We start from the raw sequence: 24,610 nt of genomic DNA on the forward strand, positions 1-24,610 counted from the left end.
TGCATTTACATTTTGAACTCTATACATAATTTGCCATTTTACAGGGCGCCTTTTTAGGCGTCTCTCTTGATGAATAGTGGAGGCCCTACCTTGATCGGTAGGGTCTTTCCTTTTTGCACCTTTTCCTTTCTCAAAGAAGCAATAGTTTTAGAGTTCAAACCCAAACGCGTCTTTTTCTTCGTTGGCAAACTCAAAAGGATTGATTTGCTCTGCCAGATCGTAAAATGAGTCTGCCTCTTCTTTGTTGCCGCTAAATTTGTGGATATCACCGGCCAGCTTATAGAGCATCGGATTTGCCGGTGCGTGATCCATTAGTTCTTTTAACATGGGTATAGCTTGGTCGAGGTCTTTATTCTCTACAAGTATAGCCAAACGATACAAATCGGAGCGGAGCGATTCATTCTGTGGTTTAAGCTGATTGAGATAGTGTGTACAGCGCGAATAAATGTTGCGGTTAAAGTAAAAGCGCACCAGTTGATAAATGAGAGATGAAGGGATATCAACGTTGTTGAGCTTGTCTTCAAGGCGACGCATAATTTCTCGCTCCTCCATCACCATAAACAGGTGTACGAGCTTGCAAAGAGTTTCCTTATCGTGCTGGGCATTTAGGATTTCCGTTTTCAGCTCATCAGTAAAAAGCTGCTCAAATTGCTGCTGAACTTTAGGTTCGGGGAATAACGGGTTCACCAGATCGTCGAGCGCCAACAGCTGGTCGAAGGTGCTTAGTGATTTTAGTTCATCTTTGGAAAAGACTTCGATATTCCACTTTTCATTAAAATAGGATACATTTTTCCAGTACTGCTCGCTTTCGGTATCCAGATCCAGTGAAAATGTGGTGGTACCGAAGTGGTGCTTAACCTGAATGTGCGGAGCAATACCGACTCTAAAATCCTTGGAACGAGCCTGAAAACAAAGGTCAATATCCTCAAAAAATGCCAGCTGGAAGGCCTCATCCATTTTTAAATTTGCATCCGCTCGCAGCATCATACAAAAGCTGTCCAGATATTCCGCTCGAATAAGATCCGGATCGTCTTCTTGAACGTTCTGGGTTGATTGATCAGGATTGAGGGTTTTGTTCGTAGTGGGGCCGATAACAGCATACTTGGGATGAGACTCCATCAAGTCTCGAAGCTGGGTAATAGCATCATCAACAAACTCAATGTCGTTGTGGACGATACAGGCATATTCCCCGTTTACCTTCTCCATAGCCTGATTTACAGAGGCGGCAAAGCCCGCATTCTTTTTATTGGTGATTACCCGGCAGTTCAAAAAGTTCCTTTCTTTGAGCTCATCCAAATAGTCATGGGTGTTATCTAAGCTGGCGTTGTCAATGACAATGAGCTCGAGTTGAGAGGTATCGCACTGTTCTGAAACCGAAAGCAGGCAGTGTTCAAGGGCAGGTTTACCGTAGGTAGTCGTTGGAATAATCAGGCTTACCGCTACATCTTCGGGATCAGCCGGCTGGTGTGTTTCAGGGGATGGTTGTTGCTTTGTTTCCTGCTCCTGCTCTTGTTCTTTTTGAGATTTGGAAACCTGGTGCTTGAGCTCCGATGCCTCTACATATCGACGCTTTTTTTCGAGGATCTCAATTTTGAGGTTGCGTGCACCACTGTGACTTGGATTGTTCTCCAGCACCTCTTCGATTAGTTCCAGTGCCGAATTAAATCGGCCGTCCTGTTTTAACTTCACTGCTTCGTTAAGCAGGTCGTTGTCGTAAGATTTCTTTGATTTGGCCGGCAGCTTTTGAATGGTTTCAAGAATCGTTTCCCGCATTGTATCGCCGTAATCAGCCCGCCGAAGCAGAGTTAGCAGTAACTCTTGACGAAGGCTGAAGTCGGGCTCGGGGGCTTCAACAAGGCTGCTTGGGATAAACCAGCTTTTGGCGCTTTTAATTGGTGAGAGATCACCCAACCGGGCTGCAAGTTCAAGTCCATGGAATTCCTTTAAGTAGGGATTGAAGAACCTGTTGGCAGTTGAAAGGGCTGATAAATCCCAGATAAAAGATCCGTTTTGTGGCCAGTTCTTTTGTCGAGCAAGATCAATCCACTCTTTGTAACTGGTTGGCAGCGTATGATTTTGAAGCGCCAGAACACTATCGGTTGATTCGGTAAGCTGCTCTAACCGGAGACTTAATTGTTCGATGTCAATTTCAGAAATAGACTGCGGTGCCCAGAAAAGTCGTCCGTTCCTTTGTGATAATATTTCATTTAACGAGTTACCCAATCCCGATGGCTTCTCGTGGGTAAAATAGAAGGTTTGTTCGTGCTGGTAATAGTCCAGAACTGATTGAATAACTTCATCACTGTTGTCGGTAGATCCGTCATCAACAATAAAAAGTTCAAAGGGGATACCTGAAATTTCATAGAGTGATGTCAGGGTCGATTCAATAACATCCCGATGATTTTGCACAACGATGGATACCGTAAGCAGCGGCTTTTTTGGCATAAGTATGCAACCCGAAATTGATTGTTAATTCGCTGAAATATACGAGGTGAGAGATAAAAGGCGAAAAGTATTCATTGGCGAATGATCGTCAGAAATATAAAAGTTTGAGAAACGGCTCAATTTAGTGGTTATATTTTTTTATACTGAATTTTCAAAAAGCGAAAAATCCAAAGTTGTCTGATGATGAATATTCTTAAGAATCAATTGCTGATAATAATAACTATTGTAGTGATATCTTTTTTACAAGGGTGCGGACCGTTGGAATCGGTATCAGGGAATCAGTCAAAGACATACAAGCAGGATTTTAATACGATGATAAATACGGTGGAAAAAGCTATAAGAGGTCGTTCACTGGAGATAAACTTTACCCAAAAGTCGGATGACGGGAATCGATATTTTGTGACATTTCATTCTACATCTTACGTCAATACTCAAAATCAGCGTAGAGATCAAGGGGAGATAATTATTGAGCGCATTGGAGATAATGAAACAAAGATTACGATAAACAATCCAGAATATGAACCTACGACCCCTAGTCATCATCGAGAAAAATATGACAAAGAGTTAATAGAAGAGATCGAGAGAATATTGAAACAGTAACAATATCTGTTTAGGTAATACTTCATTTGCTGACATTTCTGTAACAAATAGGTTCTCAGAAACTCTTGTTTTAGTTAATGGTCAATGGATAAGTATGTTCCGGCAATTCTGGGTAAAAAAATTTTGAAAAGTTAATATAAAGTAGGGCTTATTAATGGCCACGGAGAATAATTCACGCATTTCCAGTAAGGGAATGGATAAAAAAATTGAGAAAGGCAGTTGGAGTAAGAAGCAGCTGGGAATGCTTGTCGGAGGAATGGCTATTCTTGCGATTTTTATATACAGCTTTGTATTTATGGATACACGGTCTACCCTAAATGTGGATCGGGAAATCATAAATATTAGTACGGTTCAGCAAGAATCTTTTCAAGATTTTATTCAGGTAACAGGCACAGTCCAGCCCATCCAGACAATGTATCTGGACGCGGTAGAGGGAGGCGTTGTCGATGAGATTTATAAAGAGTCAGGAGCAATGGTAGAGCGGGGAGATACGATTGTTACCCTGTCCAATTCTGATTTGCGTCTCAACGTCCTGCAACAAACTTCCGCTATTTATGATCAGATCAACCAAACGCGAAATTCTCGCCTCAATATTGAACAAAATACGCTGAGTCTGAAAGAGCGGTTGGCTCAGGCAAAAAATCAGTTAGAAATAACGAAATCGAACTATGAGCGCGAGAAGAAGTTATACGAGCAAAATCTTATTGCCGAGCAGCAGTTTCTGGAAACGCAAGAGAACTATGAATATCAGCAGAAGCGGTACGATTTGATTTATGAATCCTTTAAGCAGGATTCTATAAAGTCGAGCCAACAGCTTCGCCAGATCGATCAATCGTTGGAGCGAATGTGGACGAGCTTGGAAGCGGTGCAAAATATTTTAGATCGTCTGGTGGTGACGGCTCCAATATCGGGACAACTATCTACCATTGAGCTTAACCCGGGGCAATCCATTACATCCAGCGAGCGAATTGGTCAGGTCGATATTTTAGATAACTATAAGGTTCGTGTACAAATAGATGAGTATTACCTTTCCAGGGTTACCCAGGGATTAAAAGGTACCTTCGATTACAACGGGCAGACCCATCAGCTGGAAATTGCCAAGGTATATCCGGTTGTAGAGAATGGCCAATTTAAGGTGGATATGGAATTTACCGGTGAGGTCCCCGAGGATCTTACTCGCGGACAGACGCTTCGTATTCAGCTTATGCTGGGCAAATCAGGATCTACATTAGTATTGGACAGAGGTGGATTTTATCAAAAAACCGGTGGTAATTGGATATATAAAATTACGGAAGATGGCGATAAAGCGGTGAAGCATGACATCCGGCTGGGACGACAGAATCCTAATTATTTTGAAGTACTTTCCGGACTTGATGAGGGAGATCGCGTGATAATTTCTGATTACGGTTCTTTTGGCGAAAATGAGGTTCTAAACATTGAGTAACCATGCTAATACTTGAAAACATTAATGCGTTAGACTATGATCAAGACAAATAATCTTAAAAAGGTATATACAACTGAGGAAGTTGAAACAACAGCTCTTAATGGCATTGATCTGGAAATAAAAGAAGGAGAGTTTTGTGCTATTATGGGTCCCTCGGGATGCGGAAAATCAACCCTGCTCAATATTTTGGGACTGCTCGATAATCCCACAGAAGGAACTTATCAATTTCTGGATTATGAAGTATCCGATAAATCGGAGCGCGAGCGAGCCCGGTTGCGTAAAGGGAATATCGGTTTTGTATTTCAGAGTTTTAATCTGATTGATGAGCTTACCGTTTTCGAAAATGTAGAGCTTCCACTGCTATATTTGGGGATGCCCGAAGATGAGCGCAAAGAAAAGGCAGAAGCTGCTATCGAGCGCATGAATATGATGCATCGCCGTAATCACTTTCCCCAGCAGCTTTCCGGTGGACAGCAGCAACGCGTAGCTATAGCTCGTGCTGTTGTGGCAAATGCCAAATTAATTCTTGCCGATGAGCCTACTGGGAATCTGGATTCTGACCACGGTAATGAAGTGATGAAATTATTGGCAGAGCTTAATGATCAGGGGACGACTATTGTAATGGTGACCCACTCACCACACGACGCCGGTTACGCAGAACGAACGATTAATTTGTTTGACGGACAAATAGTACAAGAGGAAGTCAAAGAAGAATTTCATGTGTAGAACACAATGATCCGGCAGTTGTATTTATCTCACAGTTGGAACCTTATGGTTATATTTATCCTTCAATAATTTGAGATATAAGTTTAGGAGTATAAACCAAATTATTGAGATTGTGAGAGTATCAGCAAGTTTTATCAAAGCTGCTGGATATAGCCTGTTTTTATTTTTTTTGATTGGTATTTTTAATGCTGATGCCCGGTCGATATCTTCGGCGGATTCTGTATCCCTTCAGCAAATCCAGCAAAGTGCTTCCTCCATTAACTCCGTTACCAGCCTGTTGATTCAGCAAAACGGCAAGCAGTTAGCCGAATTTTATTTTAACGGGATGGAAAAAGGTGAGCCGACGAATATCAAATCTGCATCAAAAAGCATTATTTCGCTGTTGGTGGGCATAGCCGTTGAGAATGGATATATAAAAACCGTCAACCAGCCGATAGAACCCTACTTCGAAGATTACTTTAATGCCAACCCCGATTCGATAAAAGAATCCATTACGATTAAAGATTTGCTAACGATGCGATCGGGACTTGAAACTACCAGTTTCCATAATTACGGGCGCTGGGTTATCAGTGATAACTGGATCAAATTCGCCTTGGATCAGCCCCTCGAAAAACAGCCCGGTGGTGATATGGCCTACAGCACCGGAACTTCGCATCTGTTATCGGTCATTATAAGCAAGGCCACAGGGATGAGCACCAGAGCTTTTGCCGAAGAATATCTGTTTCATCCGATGAATATAAAGTTGGGCGGATGGGATCGGGATCCACAGGGATATTATATGGGAGGTAATAATATGGCGCTGGCTCCTGATGATATGATCAAAATTGGGCAAATGTTGTTGAATAGAGGCCGCTACAATGGACAAAGAATTGTATCGAAAGATTGGATTGTTGATTCCTTTAAAACCTATACCCGCAGCAATTATAATCCATACGATTATGGCTATATGTGGTGGAATAAACCGGTTGGCAATTATAAAGTTTATTTTGCCTGGGGGTATGGCGGACAATATATATTTATAATTCCAAAACTTGACGCCACTATTGTGCTAACCGGCGCACTGGATAATGCCACGCAATCGCGCAGCTACAAAGAGCCGGTTTTTGACCTGCTTGACGAACAGATTATTCCCTATCTGAAATCTTCAAAATAATACTTCAATTGTTGTAATTCGGGGTTAATTTTGTAACAAATAGGGATGTTATCACTCTTCTATACTGTTGTTGAATGTATTCTTGAGAGACAATTGGGTTTTTGACACTAATAAGGGCTATGATTAAAAATTATTTGAAGGTTGCTCTTCGCAATTTGAGCAAGCGAAAAGGATTTACATTAATTAATGTATTGGGTTTGGCAATAGGCATTGCCAGCTGTTTACTTATTGCAGCTTATGTGCTGCATGAGCTTAGCTATGATCAGTTTCACAAAAAATCTGATCGCATATATCGTGTAACGCAAACAACGCAAACTTCTTCCAAGAGCGAATCCGGTGCAACAACTCCCTTTCCCGTAGGTCCCACATTACAGAATGACTTTTCGGGTCAGATTGAAAAAACAGTTCGCTTTTTTGATATGCAGGAAGAGGTACGAACTATTATAAATGCCCAGACCGAAGAATCATTCCGTGTTAACCATTTCTATGTAGTAGATTCTACTTTTTTTGATGTTTTTTCTGCTGATCTCGTCCGCGGAAATCCAGAAACAGCACTCGATGATCCGATGTCAGCGGTTATAACCGAAGAGCAGGCCCGCCGGTTTTTTGGGGATGAGAATCCCATCGGCAAACAGCTCACTTTTAAAGGGGTCGAAGACTTTACGGTAACCGGAGTGATGAGAGCCCTGCCTAAAACCTCTCACTTTCAAGTTGATATGCTGGTATCGTTTAATAGCTTGCCCGAGTTGTATGGATCTCGTGAATTTTTGGAGCGCTGGTTTTGGAATCCCTGCTGGACGTACGTGTTACTTAAAGACGGTGTTACCCCTCAAGAATTGGAGTCGCAATTTCCGCGTTTTGTAGATAAAAACTATGCCGATCGCGAAGAGGGAGAAACAATTACGTTGAACTTACAATCGCTCACCGATATCCACCTGTATTCCAATTTGGACCAGGAGATGGAAGCCAACGGTTCTATTTTTTATGTGTATCTGTTTACTGCCGTAGCTGTGCTGATCCTTATTATTGCAGCTATAAACTTTATGAATTTAAGTACTGCTCGTTCTACCGAAAGAGCCCGGGAAGTGGGTATGCGAAAGGTGCTTGGAGCACAACGAAAGCAGCTTTTTGGGCAATTTATGGGAGAGTCGATGCTAATGACAGGATTAGGCTTTTTGGCGGCACTCTTTTTGGTGTATCTGTCATTACCATGGTTTAATGAATTTTTGGGTGTTTCGTTTGGAGCCGAGGTCATAACGAACGGGAAAGTGGTTGGCGGGTTACTTGTTTTATTTATTGTGGTAGCATTACTCGCGGGCTTATATCCGGCGTTATATTTATCCGGGTTTAATCCTACATCCATTATGCATGGATCTAAGGGTACGCAAAGTGGTGTGGGAGAAAAGTTGTTGCGAAAGGGGTTGGTGGTATTTCAGTTCACCCTTTCCGTGGTTCTGATCATTGGTACCGTAATCGTCTACTTGCAGCTGCAGCACCTCCAGAATAAAGAAATGGGTTTTGACCAAGAGCAGGTGGTAGTGATGCCGATTACACAAACGCTCATTGCCTGGGAGTTTGATCAGTTTAAGGAAAAAGCACTTCAAAGTCCTCATATTAAGGACATTTCCGGAATGAGCAAGATATTGGGATCTGACAGTCAGTTCTTCTCAAAATATTCGCCTGCCAACCAGCCGGATGCGCCGCCTACCAATATGACGCTCCACGTAAAGCACGATTTCCTTGAAACGTACGGTATTAAATTGCTGGCCGGACGTAGTTTCTCCCGAGATTATCCCGCCGATGCGGAGAATTCCATTTTGATTAACAAGGCGATGTTAAATCAAATTGATGCTGAAACACCGCGGGATGCGTTGGGAACCCGATTTTATTTTACTACCGCTGAAAACGAGCGCGAACCTTTAGAAGTGATTGGCGTCGTTGATGACTTTAATTATACCTCCATTAAAAAAGAGATATCTCCGCTGGTTATTAACTTGGTGAAGGAAGGACGTCCAACTGTTAGAAATATTGAATTTGCTACCGCAAAATTAGCTGCGGGAAGCACACAAAATGGAATAGACGATCTCAGAAAGGTTTGGAAAGAAGTCAATCATATAGATCCGTTCACATACTTTTTTCAGGATGAAAAGCTGCAAGAAATTTATAAATCCGAAGCACAAATGAGCAGTGTCTCCGGCATTTTCACCCTGTTGTGTATTTTAGTGGCCTGCTTGGGACTTTTTGGACTTGCCTCGTATACAGCCTCTCGACGAACGAAAGAAATTGGAATCCGAAAAACACTGGGTGCAACTGTGCCCAATATCGTAGCGCTTTTGTCGAAAGATTATCTAAAGCTAATTGTGATTTCAAATATCATAGCCTGGCCGGTAATCTACTATTTGGCTGTGCAGTGGTTGCAGGATTTTCCCTACCGTATAGAACTGGGATGGAATATTGCAGCAATCTTTGTAATGGTGGGAATCATAACGCTTGTAATTGGACTGTTGACAGTAAGTTATCAATCTCTGAGAGCAGCTCTTATTAATCCTGTTGAAAGCATTCAGCAAGAGTAGTTTTAATCTTTTTTATGCCGGGATTTATGACCGGATACCTTATATACGCTTCGGTAGATATAGCTGTTCATAAATGAAAAGTGCCGAAAGTGCTAAAAATGCAGTATCGTCATCATACTCTGCATCACTACAAATATCCTGATAAAGCCTTTGGGGTATCTACAACGCTATGGGATCGCGTTTTTGGAACCATGCCGCCGGAAAAGTAAATTCAAAAGAACGGTGTTTGATATTGTTCCGTTAAAGAATATAGACGGTGTTAATGTTATACCTAAATTTTTCGCATGGGAATCCGAAAATATCATCTTGGCTGTACCGGTTGGAGTTTGAAAGATTGGGTCGGGAATTTTTTTACCGACGATGCCAAACCGGATGACTTTCTAAGGCAATATTCATCGGTTTTTAATGCCGTGGAGGGAAACACGACCTTTTACAATATTCCTTCAAAAGAGACCCTGATGAAATGGAAAAAGGCTACTCCTGACGGATTCAAATTCTGTTTTAAATTCCACCGATCAATTACTCACGAAAAACGTCTGAATGATGTTGAGGATGATATTCTAAGTTTTATAGAAACTTTTGATCCAATTTCCGATCGGCTGGGACCATTTCACATTCAGCTGCCTCCAAACTTTTCTCCGGATGAGTTTCTACGGCTGGAAAATATAGCCAGCCTTTTACCCAGTTCTTATCACTATGCGGTGGAAGTGCGTCACTCCGAGTTTTTTAATCACGGCCGACAGGAACATAGATTTAATCGTTTGCTTAAAAGCTACAGCATTGATCGCGTAATTTTTGATACGCGGAAACTGCATGCCATGAAATCCGAGGAATCCTCAGTGTTGGAGGCGAAGAAAAAGAAGCCGAACGTACCCGTACGATTTGATAATACAGCGGCTCGTCCCTTTGTACGTTTTGTGGGATCTAACGATCCTGTGGGCAATGAACCCTATTTAAAAGAATGGGCGATTGTGGTGGCCGACTGGATCAAGGAAGGGCTGCATCCCTACGTGTTTATCCATACGCCTGATAAAGTGAGTCAGCCTAAAAACGCCCGACGTTTTCATCAGTTATTGTCTGATTTAGTTGATATTGATCCCATGCCCGCCTGGCCTATCGATAGACAAAGTAAACAGATGAATCTATTTTAGAAATAGAACGCGGATAAAACAGATTTATCTGATTTTATTCTTATCTCGTGACGATGCTCTGCGTCGTTACGAAAAAAAATGTCTGGTTACGATGCAGAGCATTGTGACCAGATGGTTTAGTGTTTCTGAAGTGTTATGAGCAGGTGGCAAATATAGATCCACAAAAAAGCATTTTAATCCGTGATCACATGTCTCATCTGCGTAATATGTGTTCTATAGAAAAAGTGATAAATGCCCGCAATTTCCTTATCTTTACAGGCTTTTGAATATTCAACTCTGAGATCTTTTTCATGTCCAAGACCGATACCCAAACTAAACAGCAGCAAGAGATAATCGAAGAGGCCAAGCGCCGGCGTACATTTGCGATTATTTCTCACCCCGATGCGGGTAAAACAACGCTCACCGAGAAGCTGCTTCTATACGGCGGAGCGATACATGAAGCCGGTTCTATTCGCCAGCGTAAGGCTAACCGTTATGCGGCATCCGACTGGATGGCCATTGAGAAAGAGCGTGGTATTTCGGTGACTTCATCGGTACTGCGATTCGAAAAAGACGGCATCAAATTTAACCTTTTGGATACGCCGGGTCACAAAGATTTTTCCGAGGATACGCTGCGGACACTGGTTGCCGCTGATACGGCGCTGATGGTTATCGACGTTGCCAAAGGTGTTGAGGAGCAAACTGAAAAGCTTTTTGAAGTTTGTAAGATGCGTGAAATTCCTATCATAACCTTTGTAAATAAGTGCGACCGACCGGGATTGGAGCCGCTGGAAGTTATTAGCAATATTGAAAACCAGTTGGGTATTGAGCCTATTCCCGCTTCCTGGCCATTGGGATATGGACGAGATTTTCAAGGTATTTACGATTTGATTGGCAAGAAACTGCATCTGCAGAAAAAAGAAGAGCATGGAGCAAAGAAAGCCGAAACCGAATTGTACGATTTGGAAGAGGGAATTGAGGAAGCCCGCCTCTCTGATTTTGACAAGGAGAAGTTTCGTGAAGAGGTGATGCTGACCGAAGACATGATGGAGATGATGGACGATGAGGCTTTTGCCAATGGAAAGGCAACACCCGTATTTTTCGGATCGGCGCTTAATAACTTTGGGCTGGATGTGTTTTTGGATTACTTCTCAGAGCTGGCGAACCCTCCGCAGCCTTATCAGGATGAAAATGGTGAAAGTCGTGACATCGATCGCGGATTTTCAGGTTTTGTATTTAAGATGCAGGCCAATATGAATCCCGATCACCGAGATTGTGCGGCTTTTATTCGCATTACGTCCGGCAAGTTTGAGCGTGGACTCCAGGTGACGGAAAGCAATACAGGCAATAAAGTAAAAATGTCTACCCCGCATACGCTAATGGGCGATGAGCGGAATATTCTGGAAGAAGCCTATCCCGGAGATGTAGTGTCATTGTTTAATCCTGGTTCGTTTCGCATTGGGACAACCATTTACAGCGACGATCCCGTTAAGTTTGATGTAATTCCGCTCTTTACGCCAGAGCACTTTATGAAGGTTTCTACCAAGGATCCTTTTAAGCGAAAACAGTTGCGCGAGGGACTTAAGCAGCTGGCCGAAGAGGGGGTTGTGCACGTATTTGAGGTGCCCAACGGCGTTGGAAATGAGCTGCTGCTGGGAACGGTTGGCGCTTTGCAGTTTGATGTGGTTAAGCACCGTATGTCAACCGAGTATAATACCGAGCTGCATATGAATTCAGTTTCTTATCACGCGGCGCGCTGGCTGAGTAATAATCAGGAGGTTGCTGATAAACTGGAGAGCAGCTACTCGACTCATGTTACCACGGATATGGAAGGTAATCCAATTGTATTATTTGACAGTGGTTATGCGCTAAATCAGGCTGAAGAGAAAGTCGGGGCTGAAAATCTCTTCAAGTTCAAGCAAAGTTGATTCAATGAAGAATTAAAAATTAAGAATTAGGAATGGAAAGATGAGTTGCTTCCCAATTCCTAATTCTTCATTCTAAATTTTTAATTAAGATTATTTTCCGCCGTTAGCCTGCAGATCAGTAATACAAGCTTCATCGAGAGATGGAACTTCTCCACTCAAATTTTGAAAGATGTCACCTGTTCGGACTGAGGGAGCCATCAAACACTCCTCAGTTGTGCAATGTGCACTGCCATCCGTTTTATGATCAGATTGGGTGGGCGTGCCGTTTCCGACTAATCCCATGTTATGTCCAACTTCGTGGCGAAGGACGGTACTTTCGACTTGTTCTTGGCTTGGACTTGTAGGTCCTGAGCTACTTATATTATCGATTGTTTCTCCAAATAGGGTCATTGAGGTATTCCAATATGCGATCCCTAATACATTAGAGTTGTTGGAATACTCTCCATTCAACAACTAACAATAGTAGGCATGCAAGTGTATTTTCACCTGCTTCGGTATAATTATCACGCTCCTCTTCTTCAATACGTGGATGATCATTATTAGTTGAATAATGGACCGTCATTCCGAGCATGGAATTTCGATTGGGTATTGATAGTGATATTATTGCTTGTTAAGTCGCTCTTCCAAAAATGTTTGCAAGCTGTTTATTGCTTCCTGAGTTGGGGCATAGCCCTCCATGTAATCAATTTCTAATTCCAAGTTAGCATAGTCATCATCGGCAAGATATAGCTCTGCAGAATCGCCCGGGCCTTGTTGGCTGTTAAACTCTTCTTGGGGTGGAGGTATCGCCCGGATCAGTGCTGGAATCGGAACAGTTATTGACTAATACTGCCAGGGAAAAACAAAGTATAAAAAGAGATAACTTTTTAAATAATGTCATAAGAATTTCTGATTTATTTTTTCAATATTATAAAAGTGATAAAGGATAAGACATTGTCTAAGTACTCACATCTCACTACTATTTTCCGCCGTTGGCCTGTAAATCAGCGATGCAATTTTCATCAAGCGGAGTTATTTCTTCGTTACCTACCGTATTTCCAATAAGATCTGTTGTTTGTGTGGCATAGTACATCAGGCATTGATCATTATCACAGTGGTTGCCATGTTCCTGATCTCTGTGCGGTTCCTGCATCTCAGTGCCTGAGTTGGGAATATCGACTAATCCAAAGAGATGGCCAAATTCGTGTCGAAATGAAATGGCTTCTACGCGATAACGGGAGATCGAACCGGGTCCGCTGCTGGCCTCGTCGTAGGCCGGACCAAAAAACGCATTTGACGTATTGAAGTAAGCAATTCCCATTAGCTCACGTTCATTATATTCACCGTCGACAATCATAAAATAGGCGGCCAGCGTATCACCCTCTGAAAAGGTAGAGCGTTCTTGGGATTCGATATTTCGAACATCACTGGCACTGTAGGCATCTTGGTTGCGGGATTCAATTTGAGTCGGTTCCTTGATCGTAATTGAGTTCTTGTGTAAGCGTTGTTCAAAAAATGCTTTAAGGCTGTCAAGAGCTTCAGCGTTTGGTTCATAGCTAGGCATATAATCAACTTCAACAACCAGATGAGTGAAGTTGGAATCAGCCAGAAAGTCATTGGCCGAAGTTCCCGGATTTTGAACATGGGAATAGGATTGTTCAGGTTCTTTGTTTTCAGGTCCAGTTGAATCTAAACATGACTGAAAAATAAATGCGGAAAAATCGTTATAATGATCGCTGGCAAATATGGTCCGTATTTCTTCATATAAACTTGATTATTAACAGTTTGTGAGCATTTTATTTAAATGGATCTGACAAATAAAAGTTTCATTGGTAGATATGGATGATGCAGAACAAATAATTGATAGGTTGGATTTATCTCCCCATCCGGAAGGCGGGTACTATAGAGAGACCTACAAAAGTGATCAACAAGTAGGGATGTCGGATGAGTTGAAACGATCCGCAGGAACGGGAATTTATTTTTTACTACCCGAGGGTATATTATCTGATTGGCACCGTGTACGGTGGGATGAACTCTGGCATTTTTATGACGGTGATCTGTTGATGCTGGAAATAATTGATAAGAATGGCGAGCTAAAAAAGCTTAAATTGGGTAATAAATTTGCTGATGAAGTTGAATTTCAGCAGTTGGTGCCTCAAAACTGCTGGCAGCGTGCCTACAGCATGGGTAATTATTCGTTAGTGGGATGTACGGTAAGTCCCGGTTTTGAGTTTGAGGATTTTGAGATGATCGACCCTAAAAAGTTAGCTGAAAAATATCCGCACATCAGAGAGGAGGTTCTAACAAAACCGGTATAGACTCTTATTATTGATGAGCTTTTAATATCCCAAATAATTATGAAGCAAAACCTTATATCTCTCGTCTATAATTCTTAAATTAGAGCGCTTTTGTAAATGGCCGAATGATTGATTTCGCCAATTGCTGATAAAATAATTCAAAGCTTTCAAATCAATCATTCAACCATTTTTACATAATAAATAAATCAAGTAGTCCCATGGCAAAAGAATTTGATGTCTGCGTAATTGGATCGGGCCCCGGTGGATATGTGGCCGCGATTCGCGCTTCACAATTAGGATTTAACACAGCAATTATTGAAAAGCGTCACCTTGGCGGTGTTTGTTTGAATATTGGATGTATTCCCACTAAAGCGCTATTGCGCTCGGCAGAAGTGTATGAAAGTATTGAGCATGCCGGCGATTATGGCGTCAATGTGGATGGCTTTTCTGCTGACTTTGGCAGTATGATTGAGCGAAGCCGAAATGTAGCGAATAAGATGAGCAAAGGCGTGCAATTCTTGATGAAAGCTAACAAGATTGAGGTTTTTGAGGGTAAGGGTGTGTTTGCATCCAAAGAACAGGTAAACGTATTAAATGACGATGATGAGGTTCAGGATGAGATTAAGGCTGATAACTTTATCATCGCTACGGGGGCTAGTCCGCGTGAACTGCCGAACTTAGAGATCGACGGAGAAACAATTATTGGTTATGAGCAAGCCATGAAGCTCGAAGAGCAGCCCGACAAAATGGTAATTATTGGCGCCGGGGCCATCGGTGTTGAATTTGCGTACTTCTACAATACCATCGGAACTGATGTGACGATTGTAGAACTCCAAGACTCGCTGGTGCCTGTCGAGGATAAAGACATTGGGAAGGAGCTTGGTAAGATCTACAAGAAAAAGGGTATTGATATCCGAACCGGAAGTACCGTTGATAAAGTAGAAAAAGACGGTGACGGTGTTAAGGTGACGATCAAATCCGGTGATGATGAAGAAGTCGTCGATGCCGATGTGGTGCTTTCTGCTGTTGGCGTTGTTGGTAATGTGGAAGGCATTGGTCTTGATGAAATCGGCGTTGAGTACGAAAAAGGTGCTATTCAGGTTGATAAGGAAACCTATCAGACATCCGTCGAAAATATTTACGCTATCGGGGATGTAGCCGGCGGACCGTGGTTGGCGCACAAAGCTTCGCATGAAGGTATTGTTTGTGTGGAAAATATGGCCGGTGAAGATCCACAACTCATCAATTACAACAATATTCCGGGCTGTACATACTGTGAACCGCAGATTGCTTCAGTCGGATATACCGAGGAGCAGGCTAAAGAAGAAGGATACGATATTAAAGTGGGTAAATTTCCCTTTTCTGCCAGCGGTAAGGCCGCGGGACTTGGCCACGAAGAAGGTTTTGTAAAAGTTATTTTTGATGAGAAATATGGCGAATTTCTCGGTTGCCACATGATTGGCTCGCATGTGACGGAGCTGATCGCTGAAGTGGTTGTTGCCCGCGATCTCGAAACAACGGGACACGAAATTTTTAGTGCTGTGCATCCGCACCCAACAATGTCAGAAGCAGTAATGGAAGCTGCAGCCGAAGCATACGGCGTAGGTGTGCATTTGGGCAGCTAATGACTTTCGTTTTTGGCCCCTTCTAATTATGGGAGGATTTTAATTAAAAATTAGGAATGAAGAATTAGGAATGAAGTGGATCCTTATTCCTAATTCTAAATTTTTAATTCCTAATTACTCATTATGAAAACGGTAGAATTATACGACTTAGGTCATGCTCCCTACCGACCTGTGTGGGATTTGCAAACGTCTATTCAACAACGCTTGGTTGATGAAAAACTGAGCCGACGAAAAAAGCAGGAACTCTACAAGCCGGGTGACGAAAGTAATGATGTACTTCTCTTTGTAGAACATCCCCATGTGTATACGCTGGGCAAAAGTGGGGATAAGGGGCATTTGCTGAAGGGGATGGCTGAACTCTCAAATATCGATGCCGAATTCATAGAAATTGATCGCGGTGGAGACATCACCTATCATGGACCCGGACAAATTGTTGGTTATCCTATCTTGGATCTCGACCGTTATTTCACTGATATTCACAAGTATTTGCGCTCTCTCGAAGAAGTCATTATCCGAACCTGTTCTGAGTACGGGATAGAAGCGGGGCGTATTGAAGGATTAACCGGCGTCTGGGTGGGGGAACAGAAAATATGTGCCATGGGTATTCGTTGTAGCCGGTGGGTAACAATGCATGGTTTTGCCTTTAACGTGAACGTCGATCTTAGCTATTTTAATCATATAGTACCCTGTGGTATTACGGATAAAGAAGTGACGAGTCTTGAAGATTTGCTGGGGCACCGAGTTGATGAATCCCAAGTGAAAGAACATCTGAGATACTATTTCGAGGATGTATTTAATGTATCGATATCAAAGGTAGATTCCCTGCCTGAACTGGACGATCAATTTTCGTATCTTAAGAAATCTGGTAAAAAAGCAGCATCGCAATAACCTTTTTATTTTAGTTCCATGATTAAAGAACTCAATGTCGTAGATCGTAACGAAACCACTCAGCGTCGGCCGGATTGGCTGCGCGTGAAATTGCCATCTGGCGAAAAGTTTAAAGAGGTTTCGGAGACCGTACGGAATAAGTCGTTGAATACGGTTTGCTCGGAGGCTCGTTGCCCAAATATGGGAGAGTGCTGGGGCAACGGAACGGCTACTTTTATGATTTTGGGAGATGTTTGTACGCGATCATGTTCATTTTGTGCAGTTAAAACCGGTCGGCCGGTGCAGGGGTTAGATTGGGATGAGCCTCGGCGCGTAACCGAAGCAGCTAAAGAAATGGGGCTAAAGCACGTAGTGTTAACATCTGTAAATCGCGATGAGCGAGAGGATGGCGGGGCACCTATTTTTGCAGAGTGTCATCGACAGCTTCGTGAAGCGATCGATGGCGTGACGATTGAATCTCTCATTCCTGATTTTCGCGGTGTTTGGGAGGCCCTGCAAATTGTGATTGATACTCCGCCGGATGTGTTGAGTCATAACCTGGAAACAGTACCCGATCTGTATCGTACTATTCGACCCCAGGCTAAATATGAGCGTTCACTCGAATTATTACAGCGCGTCAAGGATCAAGGTATTCGTACAAAAACCGGCATTATGGTGGGCTTTGGTGAAAAGCGTGAACAGGTTATTGAGCTGATGAAAGACTGCGTGGATCACGAAGTTGATGTCCTTACCATCGGGCAGTATATGCAGCCTACCAAAATGCATCAGCCGGTGGAAGAGTGGGTGCATCCCGACCAATTTGCGGAGTATAAAGAAATTGGAGAAGAACTTGGTATTGAACATGTTGAAAGTGGTCCGCTGGTTCGCTCTTCATATCATGCCGAGAAGCATGTATAAGATTTTTTAGATTTGTCGGAGTATTAGCCTCGAAATTTACTTGTGATCTTTTATATTTCAACGGGATAGCATTTCTCACTTAATCAAAAAATATGATTGCACTTGGAGTTGTTTTATTATTGAGTTATATGGTGGGATCCATACCCTCATCAATATGGGTTGGAAAAATTGTCAAGGGAGTTGATATTCGTGATCACGGTAGTGGAAATGCCGGGGCCACCAATACCTTTCGATTATTAGGATGGCAGCCCGGAGTTGCAGTATTGGCAATCGACTTTTTTAAGGGTTTTGCCAGTTCATTATGGATAAGTCAGATTGCTTATCAAATTGGTGCGGGACCGGTTACATTATTCGAGTATTGGAGCCTTGACCCTTTCTTGAGTATTACCTGTGGTATTGCTGCAGTAGTGGGACACATGTTTCCGCTCTATGCTAATTTTGATGGTGGGAAAGGCATGGCTACAGCTGCCGGTATGCTTTGCGGTATTGAGCCGGTATCGGTGGGAATTGCAGCTGTTTTCTTCTTGATCGTATTGCTTACAAGTCGATTTGTCTCCCTTGCGTCATTAGTTGCCGCTTTTGTCTATCCGTTGGTTCTTGTGGTTCTTAGATATGGTTACAGCTGGGATATTGATGGAAGTATTCTCATTTTTGCCGGATTTATTGGATTGGCAATAATCATCAAGCATAAGGAAAATATTAAACGGCTTTTAAATGGAACAGAAAACAAAATAAGTTCTTTTAAACCTGCTGTTGGATGGCTCAATAAAGAAGAAAAACCGCAATCGGGTAGCTAATTATTGTGAAGAAAATAACCATTATTGGCGCCGGTAGTTTTGGAACAGCCTTGTCCATTGTATTAGCGCGGGCTGGAAATAAGGTTCAGCTTTGGGCGCGCGAAAAAGAAATAGCTTACAGTATTAATAAAAGGCATCGCAATCCCGAATATATTTCTGATGTAACGTTACCGGACTCCATAGAATGTTCAACTGATCTTGAGGAATGCTTTGATGATCCGGTGATGGTTGTTTTTGCAACACCATCACATGCCATGCGCAAAGTGGCTGCAAATATAAAACCACATCTTAACGGTGACGAAATGGTGGTAAGTGTTGCCAAAGGGATCGAAAATGACACCTTTATGACGATGTCTCAAGTATTGAGTGAAGTGCTTGAAGGAACCATTGTTGACGATCATATCGGGGTATTATCGGGGCCAAGCCATGCCGAAGAGGTCAGTAAGTTTAAACCTACAACGGTAGTTGCCAGTGCTAATTCCAAGCGCACCACACAAATTATACAGGAAACCTTTTTGACGCCGATGTTCCGGGTATATCTTAACTATGATATCATAGGCGTCGAGATTGGCGGAGCCGTAAAAAATATTATGGCGATTGCCGCCGGTATTGTGGATGGTGCTGAACTTGGGGATAATGCAAAAGCAGCACTTATGACACGCGGATTGCATGAAATGAAACGCCTGGGGATGCAGCTGGGGGCTTCGCAGGATACCTTTTCTGGGTTGGCCGGCATGGGCGATTTGATCGTAACGTGTACCAGTGAGCACAGTCGCAATCGTTTTGTAGGTTATAATATTGGTCAGGGCAAAAGTCTGGATGATATTATATCAAAAATGAATATGGTTGCTGAGGGAGTAAAAACAACGCGCTCAGTTTTTGATTGGAGCAATAAGCTTGGTATTGAAATGCCGATTACCGGGGCGATATATCGTGTACTTTTTGAGCAGGAAGATCCCAAGGATATGCTGTATGACTTAATGACCCGGAATCCAAAAGAGGAAATTGTGATTTAGGGTACAAAAAAGATAGAATGTTAAATTTCGGTAAGTTCATTTGAACTTAATATTTTGTACTTATCTTCGTTTGCACTAAAAAAGATCGAGTGGCTATGTATTCTCAAAATCACAGCACGGCCTCACTTTCTGAGATGGATTACCTCGACGTGAAGAATCTTGCTCAGACGGGGGAAGGAATGTACCTTGAATTTAAGCGAACGATTCCATCAGCCTATAAGATTGCACGAGAAATTGCCGCTTTTGCAAACACCAAAGGGGGAACCCTGCTTATTGGGGTGGATGATGACAAGTCTCTCGTAGGCGTAATGGGATATCAGGAAGAAGAATTTTTACTTGATAAAGCTGCCCAAAAGCTATGTGAGCCTGCTGTGGATATCAAAATTGAGATTGTGCACTTTGGCGATCGCGATCTTCTGGTTATTAAAGTTCCGGAAGTAATTAATAAACCGGTGTACGTAAAGGGGGATGATGAATGGGTCGTGTTTATGCGCGAGAAGGATCAGAATAGGGTGGCCAGTAAAGAACTTATTGAGATTATTAAGAAGCGAAATTCGGATAAAGGGGTAACTTTTGAGTATGGTCCCGTTGAGCAAAAATTGTTTCGTTACTTGAATGAATATGGCGAAATAACCGTTAAAAAATTTGCACAAATTGTTGATATCCCCCGGGAACGAGCTTCAACAACCTTGGTGAACTTGGTTGCAGCTGAAATATTAAATTTGAGCCGGAAGGATAACACAGATTATTTTACTTATTCACAGTAAAGCGAAGGTTAATTTTTAAGTATCACTACAATGCCTGCAGAAAAGGAAGACAATTTAGATAGTGTCATCGCTGATCTCGTTGATGATGATGAAGATGAGAGTACTGAACAGAATGGTACTTCTCCGTTAGAAGAAATGCAGGCTTCTGCCGAGGTAGAGTTCAGTGGTCCTGCCGTACAACTTACAGAGCGGGCTGCTGATCAGGTACGTCATATTCGGGAGGATGAAGATCTGGACGGTGATCTCTATTTGCGTGTTGCTGTAGAGGGCGGTGGTTGTTCGGGATTGAGTTACAAGCTTGGATTCGACTATGAATCTGAAGAGGACGAAGTGATTATCAGTCAGGGAATTAAGATTATCGTTGATCCCAAACACATGATGTATTTGAAAGGTATTACTGTGGATTATCCCGATGGATTGGATGCCCGGGGATTTACCTTTGATAATCCCAATGCCAGCGAAACCTGCGGTTGCGGCAGTTCTTTTGCGACATAGGTTTTTTCAGATTTACTAAACTTCAAAAGTTTAGTAAATCTATTGGATTAATCTTTTCGACCGTACCTTTTTATGATACTTAGCACTTCATCTACCGGCAGTTCCTCAACGGTATGTCCATCGCGGCCTGTCATCGTTTCGGCATGAAAGAGTGCGTTGATAATGGCTTCCTCAGTAGCTTCGTTAACTGCCATAAAAAGTGGAGACATTGCACTATTACGAAGTACATTTTGCTGTTTTAGATCTTGATCTGAACGATAGGAGATTCGAACGGATTTAGCTGTTGAGAAAGCAATTACATAGTCACCACTTCCGTTTGATGCTATACCACCTGTTTTTCCTAAGCCGAGCATTGCGCGTTTGGCCAGTCGTTTTAAATTGCGAGCATCAAGCGGAGCGTCAGTAGCAACAATAATCATGCAGGAACCGTCGGGTGTATCATTGAGTTCATCACTGAGATAATATTTGTCGAGTTCTTTCCCGACGGGAACGCCGGCAATTTGAAGCACACCTCCAAAATTTGTTTGTGCTAAAACACCGACCGAGTATCCTCCTAAATCTTTCGGAAGCTGGCGGGAAGAGGTGCCAATTCCGCCTTTAAAACCAAATGCAATAGTTCCTGTTCCGGCTCCCACATTGCCCTGCTCAACTTTTCCTGATTTTGCATTATTAATAGCATTGAGGACATCTTTTTTTGATACATGTCGTCCACGTATATCATTTAAATAGCCGTCGTTAGTTTCGCCCACAACGGGATTTACTGAATGGACATTCTCGTTTTCTGAAAAGCTGAATGTGTGATCAATTAAGGCATCAGCGGCCGTAGGAACGCTCAAAGTGTTGGTCAAAATGATAGGCGTTTCGAGATTTCCCAGTTCCTCGATCTGGGTAGAGCCCGCCAGTTTCCCGAACCCATTCCCTATATAAACAGCAGCCGGTACTTTATGCTGAAAAATATTGCCGCCGTGTGGCAGAACGGCTGTCACTCCCGTGCGGATATTATTGCCCTTAATAATCGTTTGATGTCCTACTCTAACTCCTTGTACATCCGTGATCGCATTTAGTTCGCCCGGTTGCAAAACTCCGATTTCAACTCCATAATCACGAATATTTTGATCTTGTGCCATCAGGTTTAGGGGAGATAAAATGAGGAACAAAAAGAGTATGTTCAGAATTTTCATAAGGAAAAAATTATTTGCTTTAGATCCTATTTAAATTCGAGATAAGAGAGGTGAGTAGCAACAGTTAATTAAACTAAAAAGCCCTGCTAAATTTTCGAGGTTTAGCAGGGCTTAGAAAGAAGCAATATTAGAATTTAGAAAAGAATTTTTACGGAAAAGGTTTTTAGTTCATTTTAGCCTTGGTTTCCATCAACAGTTCTTCAATTTCGTCTTTTCTGATATTATAGTGCTCGTTACAATAGTGGCATACAAGTTCCTGTCCCTCGTCGCTAATTTCTTTCAGATCTTCGTAACCGAGCATAGCCAAGGCATCTTTAAAGCGTTTGCGAGTACAACGGCAGAAAAAGTCAACCGGTTGACGATCAAGCTCTTTTACCTCAATGGGATGCATTGCTTTTTCCATGATGTCATCAATATAGAGGTCATCGGCAAGCATTTGACTAATAGAATCGAATTGCAGCATTTTTTGCTGCAGCTGATCGATTACACCCTCCGGTGCGTCCGGCATGCGTTGGATCATCAATCCACCTGCTTCAGTGACTTCTCCATTTTCGTCAATACCAACATCCAGCAAAATGGCCGAGGGTATTTGTTCGGACTGTACCATATAGTAGGCCAGATCATCGGTGATGTTACCGTTGATGAGCTCAATACTGCTGTTTCGCGGTTCTGCTTCGTTATAGAGCGTTTTGCTAACAGTCATTACGCCCACACCTAATCCATCGCCAATGTCGGTATCGCCGTTATAATTAATTTCCGCCTGTGGATTTTGTACATATCCGCGAACTTCGCCGACGCGATTGGCTTCTGCAACAAGCAGTTTTACAGGACCTTGTCCCTCTACTCGCATTTTAATACGTTCTTCGCCTTTCAATTCTGAGGCCATAAGCATAGTGCCGGTAAGGGCGCGCCCGAGCAAAACGGTATTCAGCAAAGACAGTCCATGCTTTTTACGGGCTGCCTTAACTACATCTGTAGTTTTAACTACCGATATTTTAAGGGTTCCGTCTTTTGCGATGCCTTTTATAAGGCGATCTTTCTGTATAAAATCTTCTTTTGAAATCATAACCGTCTAAATTTTTTACCTGATTAATCAAGGTATAACAAAAAAGGCGGCTCAAAAATTTGAGCCGCCTCAATATACGATTTTAAATATTGGTTCTACAGGTTGGCATGTTTGTAAAGATCACCAATGTGACCTGTAAAATTACTCTGAGAGGTGTATATATTGTGAATTTGGCCCACATTGTCCATACGCTGTTCGGCAAGGATATTTGAGGCAGTAAAGGTAGGCGTATCATTTTCTTCAGAATAGTTGAGGATATCCAGGATGGTATCATAAATTTTTTCTGCCTGTCCCTGAGCTCGTTCCTCGTTGTATCCTTCCAGCTCGCTGGCAACATTAATAAGCCCACCGGCATTAATCACATAATCCGGCGCATACAGGATGCCTTTATCCAACAACATCTGCCCGTGCTTATCTTCCTCATCAAGTACGTTATTTGCACCTCCGGCAATAATATCGCAGTTGAATTGATCCATCGTATCGTCGTTAATAATACCGCCAAGAGCACAGGGACTAAAGATATCAACATCCAGTCCGTAAATATCGTCGGGATCAACAACTTCGGCACCAACTTTTTCGGCAAGATCATTTGCTTTGTCCTCATAAATATCACAAATGATTAGCTCAGCTCCTTCTTTTTCCAGAAATTCAGCAAGGTATGAGCTAACGTGACCGGCTCCCTGAATTGAAATGCGTTTGCCTTCCAAAGAATCAGATCCATAAGCCTTTTGGGCACAAGCTTTCATCCCTTGATAAACACCATAAGCGGTAACAGGTGAAGGGTCGCCGCTGCCGCCAATTGCTTTTGGTAAACCGGTTACATATTTGGTTTCCATACGAATCCATTCCATTGCTTGAACATCTGTCCCCACATCTTCGGCAGTAATATAACGTCCTCCGAGGCTGTCAACATAGCGACCAAAAGCACGAAACAGGGCTTCGCTTTTTTCTTTGCGTGGATCGCCAATAATTACAGCTTTACCGCCACCTAAGTTAAGACCCGAGATAGCCGCTTTGTAGGTCATCCCGCGAGAAAGACGAAGCACGTCACGAATGGCTTCCTGTTCATTATTATAGGGCCACATTCGTACGCCGCCCAATGCCGGTCCCAGGGTTGTATCGTGAACTGCTATAATAGCTTTGAGCCCCATCGTAGGTTCCGAGCACACAACGATTTGTTCGTGCTCGTAGCTCTGCAGTTTATCAAATAGAGGGAAATCCCCGCTTAGGTCGGTAGCTGTGTTTTTTTCTAACGTTGTTGATTCCATGGTTATATGGTTTAAATCATTAAAACTATTGTTCAAAAAATCAGTTATTTCTCAAAAACCCCCAATAGCACAAAATTTCTGTCTGTCGAATTACCACAGTGGATTATATGAAACAATGAAATCGAGATAGTCGGTTTAAACAAAGTATGGGAAGGTACAAAAAATGGCGCAAATTTAGTAGTATTTCGAGGTTGATTACTATATCCCGGTGTTACAATTAAGTTGGAATGTGTTTAGTTTTCATGATGAATTTTACTCCGGATATTGTATTTTAATTAATAATCATTGAGATCCCCTGCCTTTTATGGCCGGGCTGTATGGCTATCAGGTTTGAC

The 24,610-nt window shown here is 42.5% G+C and carries 23 protein-coding genes; 16 read left to right on the plus strand and 7 right to left on the minus strand.

What is annotated here, in order from left to right:
- Positions 1-147: 147 nt before the first annotated feature.
- Positions 148-2,445: a glycosyltransferase gene (locus U5J89_RS11585; RefSeq protein WP_322575793.1), complete on the minus strand. Its 2,298-nt coding sequence runs from the start codon at positions 2,443-2,445 to the stop codon at positions 148-150.
- 228 nt (positions 2,446-2,673) lie between these two features.
- Between U5J89_RS11585 and U5J89_RS11590 the strand changes: the two genes are divergently transcribed.
- From U5J89_RS11590 to U5J89_RS11625, 8 genes are all read left to right on the plus strand, one after another.
- A complete protein-coding gene (locus U5J89_RS11590) occupies positions 2,674-3,045 on the plus strand; it encodes a hypothetical protein (RefSeq protein WP_322575794.1) in 372 nt (123 codons plus the stop codon).
- Between the two features lie 154 nt (positions 3,046-3,199).
- Entirely contained in the window at positions 3,200-4,489 is a 1,290-nt protein-coding gene (locus U5J89_RS11595; RefSeq protein WP_322575795.1) for an efflux RND transporter periplasmic adaptor subunit, read from the plus strand.
- Between the two features lie 36 nt (positions 4,490-4,525).
- Positions 4,526-5,215 carry an ABC transporter ATP-binding protein gene (locus U5J89_RS11600; protein ID WP_322575796.1) on the plus strand — a complete coding sequence of 230 codons (690 nt, stop codon included), beginning with the start codon at positions 4,526-4,528 and terminating at the stop codon, positions 5,213-5,215.
- Between the two features lie 112 nt (positions 5,216-5,327).
- The gene (locus U5J89_RS11605; RefSeq protein ID WP_322575797.1) at positions 5,328-6,368 is read left to right on the plus strand and encodes a serine hydrolase; all 1,041 of its coding nucleotides are present in this window, start codon (positions 5,328-5,330) and stop codon (positions 6,366-6,368) included.
- Positions 6,369-6,487: 119 nt separating this feature from the next.
- Positions 6,488-8,941, plus strand: a complete 2,454-nt coding sequence (locus tag U5J89_RS11610; RefSeq protein ID WP_322575798.1) for an ABC transporter permease — start codon at positions 6,488-6,490, stop codon at positions 8,939-8,941.
- Between the two features lie 98 nt (positions 8,942-9,039).
- Positions 9,040-9,150, plus strand: a complete 111-nt coding sequence (locus U5J89_RS11615; protein WP_322575799.1) for a sterol desaturase family protein — start codon at positions 9,040-9,042, stop codon at positions 9,148-9,150.
- A gap of 75 nt (positions 9,151-9,225) precedes the next feature.
- Entirely contained in the window at positions 9,226-10,092 is an 867-nt protein-coding gene (locus U5J89_RS11620; RefSeq protein ID WP_322575800.1) for a DUF72 domain-containing protein, read from the plus strand.
- Between the two features lie 290 nt (positions 10,093-10,382).
- Positions 10,383-11,999 (plus strand): peptide chain release factor 3, encoded by a 1,617-nt coding sequence (locus U5J89_RS11625; RefSeq protein WP_322575801.1) that lies wholly within the window; start codon positions 10,383-10,385, stop codon positions 11,997-11,999.
- A 90-nt stretch (positions 12,000-12,089) separates the two neighbouring features.
- Here the strand turns inward: U5J89_RS11625 and U5J89_RS11630 are convergent, their stop codons facing one another.
- The 3 genes from U5J89_RS11630 to U5J89_RS11640 all read right to left on the minus strand — a co-directional run bounded on the left by U5J89_RS11630 (position 12,090) and on the right by U5J89_RS11640 (position 13,734).
- A complete protein-coding gene (locus U5J89_RS11630; protein WP_322575802.1) occupies positions 12,090-12,389 on the minus strand; it encodes a hypothetical protein in 300 nt (99 codons plus the stop codon).
- Between the two features lie 31 nt (positions 12,390-12,420).
- Positions 12,421-12,570 (minus strand): hypothetical protein, encoded by a 150-nt coding sequence (locus U5J89_RS11635; RefSeq protein WP_322575803.1) that lies wholly within the window; start codon positions 12,568-12,570, stop codon positions 12,421-12,423.
- Between the two features lie 387 nt (positions 12,571-12,957).
- Positions 12,958-13,734 carry a M12 family metallo-peptidase gene (locus tag U5J89_RS11640; protein ID WP_416208527.1) on the minus strand — a complete coding sequence of 259 codons (777 nt, stop codon included), beginning with the start codon at positions 13,732-13,734 and terminating at the stop codon, positions 12,958-12,960.
- Between the two features lie 82 nt (positions 13,735-13,816).
- On the opposite strand from U5J89_RS11640, the gene U5J89_RS11645 reads away from it, so the two are divergent.
- The 8 genes from U5J89_RS11645 to U5J89_RS11680 all read left to right on the plus strand — a co-directional run bounded on the left by U5J89_RS11645 (position 13,817) and on the right by U5J89_RS11680 (position 20,760).
- Entirely contained in the window at positions 13,817-14,296 is a 480-nt protein-coding gene (locus tag U5J89_RS11645; protein WP_322575805.1) for a cupin domain-containing protein, read from the plus strand.
- 197 nt (positions 14,297-14,493) lie between these two features.
- Entirely contained in the window at positions 14,494-15,900 is a 1,407-nt protein-coding gene (gene lpdA / locus U5J89_RS11650; protein ID WP_322575806.1) for a dihydrolipoyl dehydrogenase, read from the plus strand.
- Positions 15,901-16,023: 123 nt separating this feature from the next.
- The gene (gene lipB, locus U5J89_RS11655) at positions 16,024-16,788 is read left to right on the plus strand and encodes a lipoyl(octanoyl) transferase LipB (protein ID WP_322575807.1); all 765 of its coding nucleotides are present in this window, start codon (positions 16,024-16,026) and stop codon (positions 16,786-16,788) included.
- An 18-nt stretch (positions 16,789-16,806) separates the two neighbouring features.
- Positions 16,807-17,685, plus strand: coding sequence for a lipoyl synthase (lipA, locus tag U5J89_RS11660; protein WP_322575808.1), 879 nt, complete (start codon positions 16,807-16,809; stop codon positions 17,683-17,685).
- Between the two features lie 92 nt (positions 17,686-17,777).
- The gene (plsY, locus tag U5J89_RS11665; RefSeq protein ID WP_322575809.1) at positions 17,778-18,482 is read left to right on the plus strand and encodes a glycerol-3-phosphate 1-O-acyltransferase PlsY; all 705 of its coding nucleotides are present in this window, start codon (positions 17,778-17,780) and stop codon (positions 18,480-18,482) included.
- 5 nt (positions 18,483-18,487) lie between these two features.
- On the plus strand, positions 18,488-19,498 hold the full coding sequence (locus U5J89_RS11670; RefSeq protein WP_322575810.1) for an NAD(P)H-dependent glycerol-3-phosphate dehydrogenase: 1,011 nt from the start codon (positions 18,488-18,490) through the stop codon (positions 19,496-19,498).
- Positions 19,499-19,593: 95 nt separating this feature from the next.
- Positions 19,594-20,265, plus strand: a complete 672-nt coding sequence (locus tag U5J89_RS11675) for an ATP-binding protein (RefSeq protein WP_322575811.1) — start codon at positions 19,594-19,596, stop codon at positions 20,263-20,265.
- 30 nt (positions 20,266-20,295) lie between these two features.
- A complete protein-coding gene (locus U5J89_RS11680; RefSeq protein WP_322575812.1) occupies positions 20,296-20,760 on the plus strand; it encodes an iron-sulfur cluster assembly accessory protein in 465 nt (154 codons plus the stop codon).
- Between the two features lie 47 nt (positions 20,761-20,807).
- Here the strand turns inward: U5J89_RS11680 and U5J89_RS11685 are convergent, their stop codons facing one another.
- The 3 genes from U5J89_RS11685 to U5J89_RS11695 form a co-directional block, all read right to left on the minus strand.
- Positions 20,808-21,941 carry a P1 family peptidase gene (locus tag U5J89_RS11685; RefSeq protein ID WP_322575813.1) on the minus strand — a complete coding sequence of 378 codons (1,134 nt, stop codon included), beginning with the start codon at positions 21,939-21,941 and terminating at the stop codon, positions 20,808-20,810.
- A gap of 163 nt (positions 21,942-22,104) precedes the next feature.
- On the minus strand, positions 22,105-23,007 hold the full coding sequence (gene hslO, locus U5J89_RS11690; RefSeq protein WP_322575814.1) for an Hsp33 family molecular chaperone HslO: 903 nt from the start codon (positions 23,005-23,007) through the stop codon (positions 22,105-22,107).
- Positions 23,008-23,102: 95 nt separating this feature from the next.
- Positions 23,103-24,275 (minus strand): Glu/Leu/Phe/Val dehydrogenase dimerization domain-containing protein, encoded by a 1,173-nt coding sequence (locus tag U5J89_RS11695; protein WP_322575815.1) that lies wholly within the window; start codon positions 24,273-24,275, stop codon positions 23,103-23,105.
- Between the last annotated feature and the right edge of the window lie 335 nt (positions 24,276-24,610).

Source organism: Fodinibius sp. (assembly GCF_034521915.1).
GTDB lineage: Bacteria > Bacteroidota > Rhodothermia > Balneolales > Balneolaceae > Fodinibius.

Excerpts from the sequence above, each read along its gene's own strand:
- U5J89_RS11585 (WP_322575793.1), bottom strand. The coding sequence starts at position 2,445 with ATGCCAAAAAAGCCGCTGCTTACGGTATCCATCGTTGTGCAAAATCAT.
- U5J89_RS11595 (WP_322575795.1), top strand. The coding sequence starts at position 3,200 with ATGGCCACGGAGAATAATTCACGCATTTCCAGTAAGGGAATGGATAAA.
- U5J89_RS11600 (WP_322575796.1), top strand. The coding sequence starts at position 4,526 with ATGATCAAGACAAATAATCTTAAAAAGGTATATACAACTGAGGAAGTT.
- U5J89_RS11610 (WP_322575798.1), top strand. The coding sequence starts at position 6,488 with ATGATTAAAAATTATTTGAAGGTTGCTCTTCGCAATTTGAGCAAGCGA.
- U5J89_RS11615 (WP_322575799.1), top strand. The coding sequence starts at position 9,040 with ATGCAGTATCGTCATCATACTCTGCATCACTACAAATATCCTGATAAA.
- U5J89_RS11620 (WP_322575800.1), top strand. The coding sequence starts at position 9,226 with ATGGGAATCCGAAAATATCATCTTGGCTGTACCGGTTGGAGTTTGAAA.
- U5J89_RS11625 (WP_322575801.1), top strand. The coding sequence starts at position 10,383 with ATGTCCAAGACCGATACCCAAACTAAACAGCAGCAAGAGATAATCGAA.
- U5J89_RS11630 (WP_322575802.1), bottom strand. The coding sequence starts at position 12,389 with ATGACCCTATTTGGAGAAACAATCGATAATATAAGTAGCTCAGGACCT.
- U5J89_RS11635 (WP_322575803.1), bottom strand. The coding sequence starts at position 12,570 with ATGCTCGGAATGACGGTCCATTATTCAACTAATAATGATCATCCACGT.
- U5J89_RS11645 (WP_322575805.1), top strand. The coding sequence starts at position 13,817 with ATGGATGATGCAGAACAAATAATTGATAGGTTGGATTTATCTCCCCAT.
- lpdA (WP_322575806.1), top strand. The coding sequence starts at position 14,494 with ATGGCAAAAGAATTTGATGTCTGCGTAATTGGATCGGGCCCCGGTGGA.
- lipB (WP_322575807.1), top strand. The coding sequence starts at position 16,024 with ATGAAAACGGTAGAATTATACGACTTAGGTCATGCTCCCTACCGACCT.
- lipA (WP_322575808.1), top strand. The coding sequence starts at position 16,807 with ATGATTAAAGAACTCAATGTCGTAGATCGTAACGAAACCACTCAGCGT.
- plsY (WP_322575809.1), top strand. The coding sequence starts at position 17,778 with ATGATTGCACTTGGAGTTGTTTTATTATTGAGTTATATGGTGGGATCC.
- U5J89_RS11675 (WP_322575811.1), top strand. The coding sequence starts at position 19,594 with ATGTATTCTCAAAATCACAGCACGGCCTCACTTTCTGAGATGGATTAC.
- U5J89_RS11680 (WP_322575812.1), top strand. The coding sequence starts at position 20,296 with ATGCCTGCAGAAAAGGAAGACAATTTAGATAGTGTCATCGCTGATCTC.
- U5J89_RS11685 (WP_322575813.1), bottom strand. The coding sequence starts at position 21,941 with ATGAAAATTCTGAACATACTCTTTTTGTTCCTCATTTTATCTCCCCTA.
- hslO (WP_322575814.1), bottom strand. The coding sequence starts at position 23,007 with ATGATTTCAAAAGAAGATTTTATACAGAAAGATCGCCTTATAAAAGGC.
- U5J89_RS11695 (WP_322575815.1), bottom strand. The coding sequence starts at position 24,275 with ATGGAATCAACAACGTTAGAAAAAAACACAGCTACCGACCTAAGCGGG.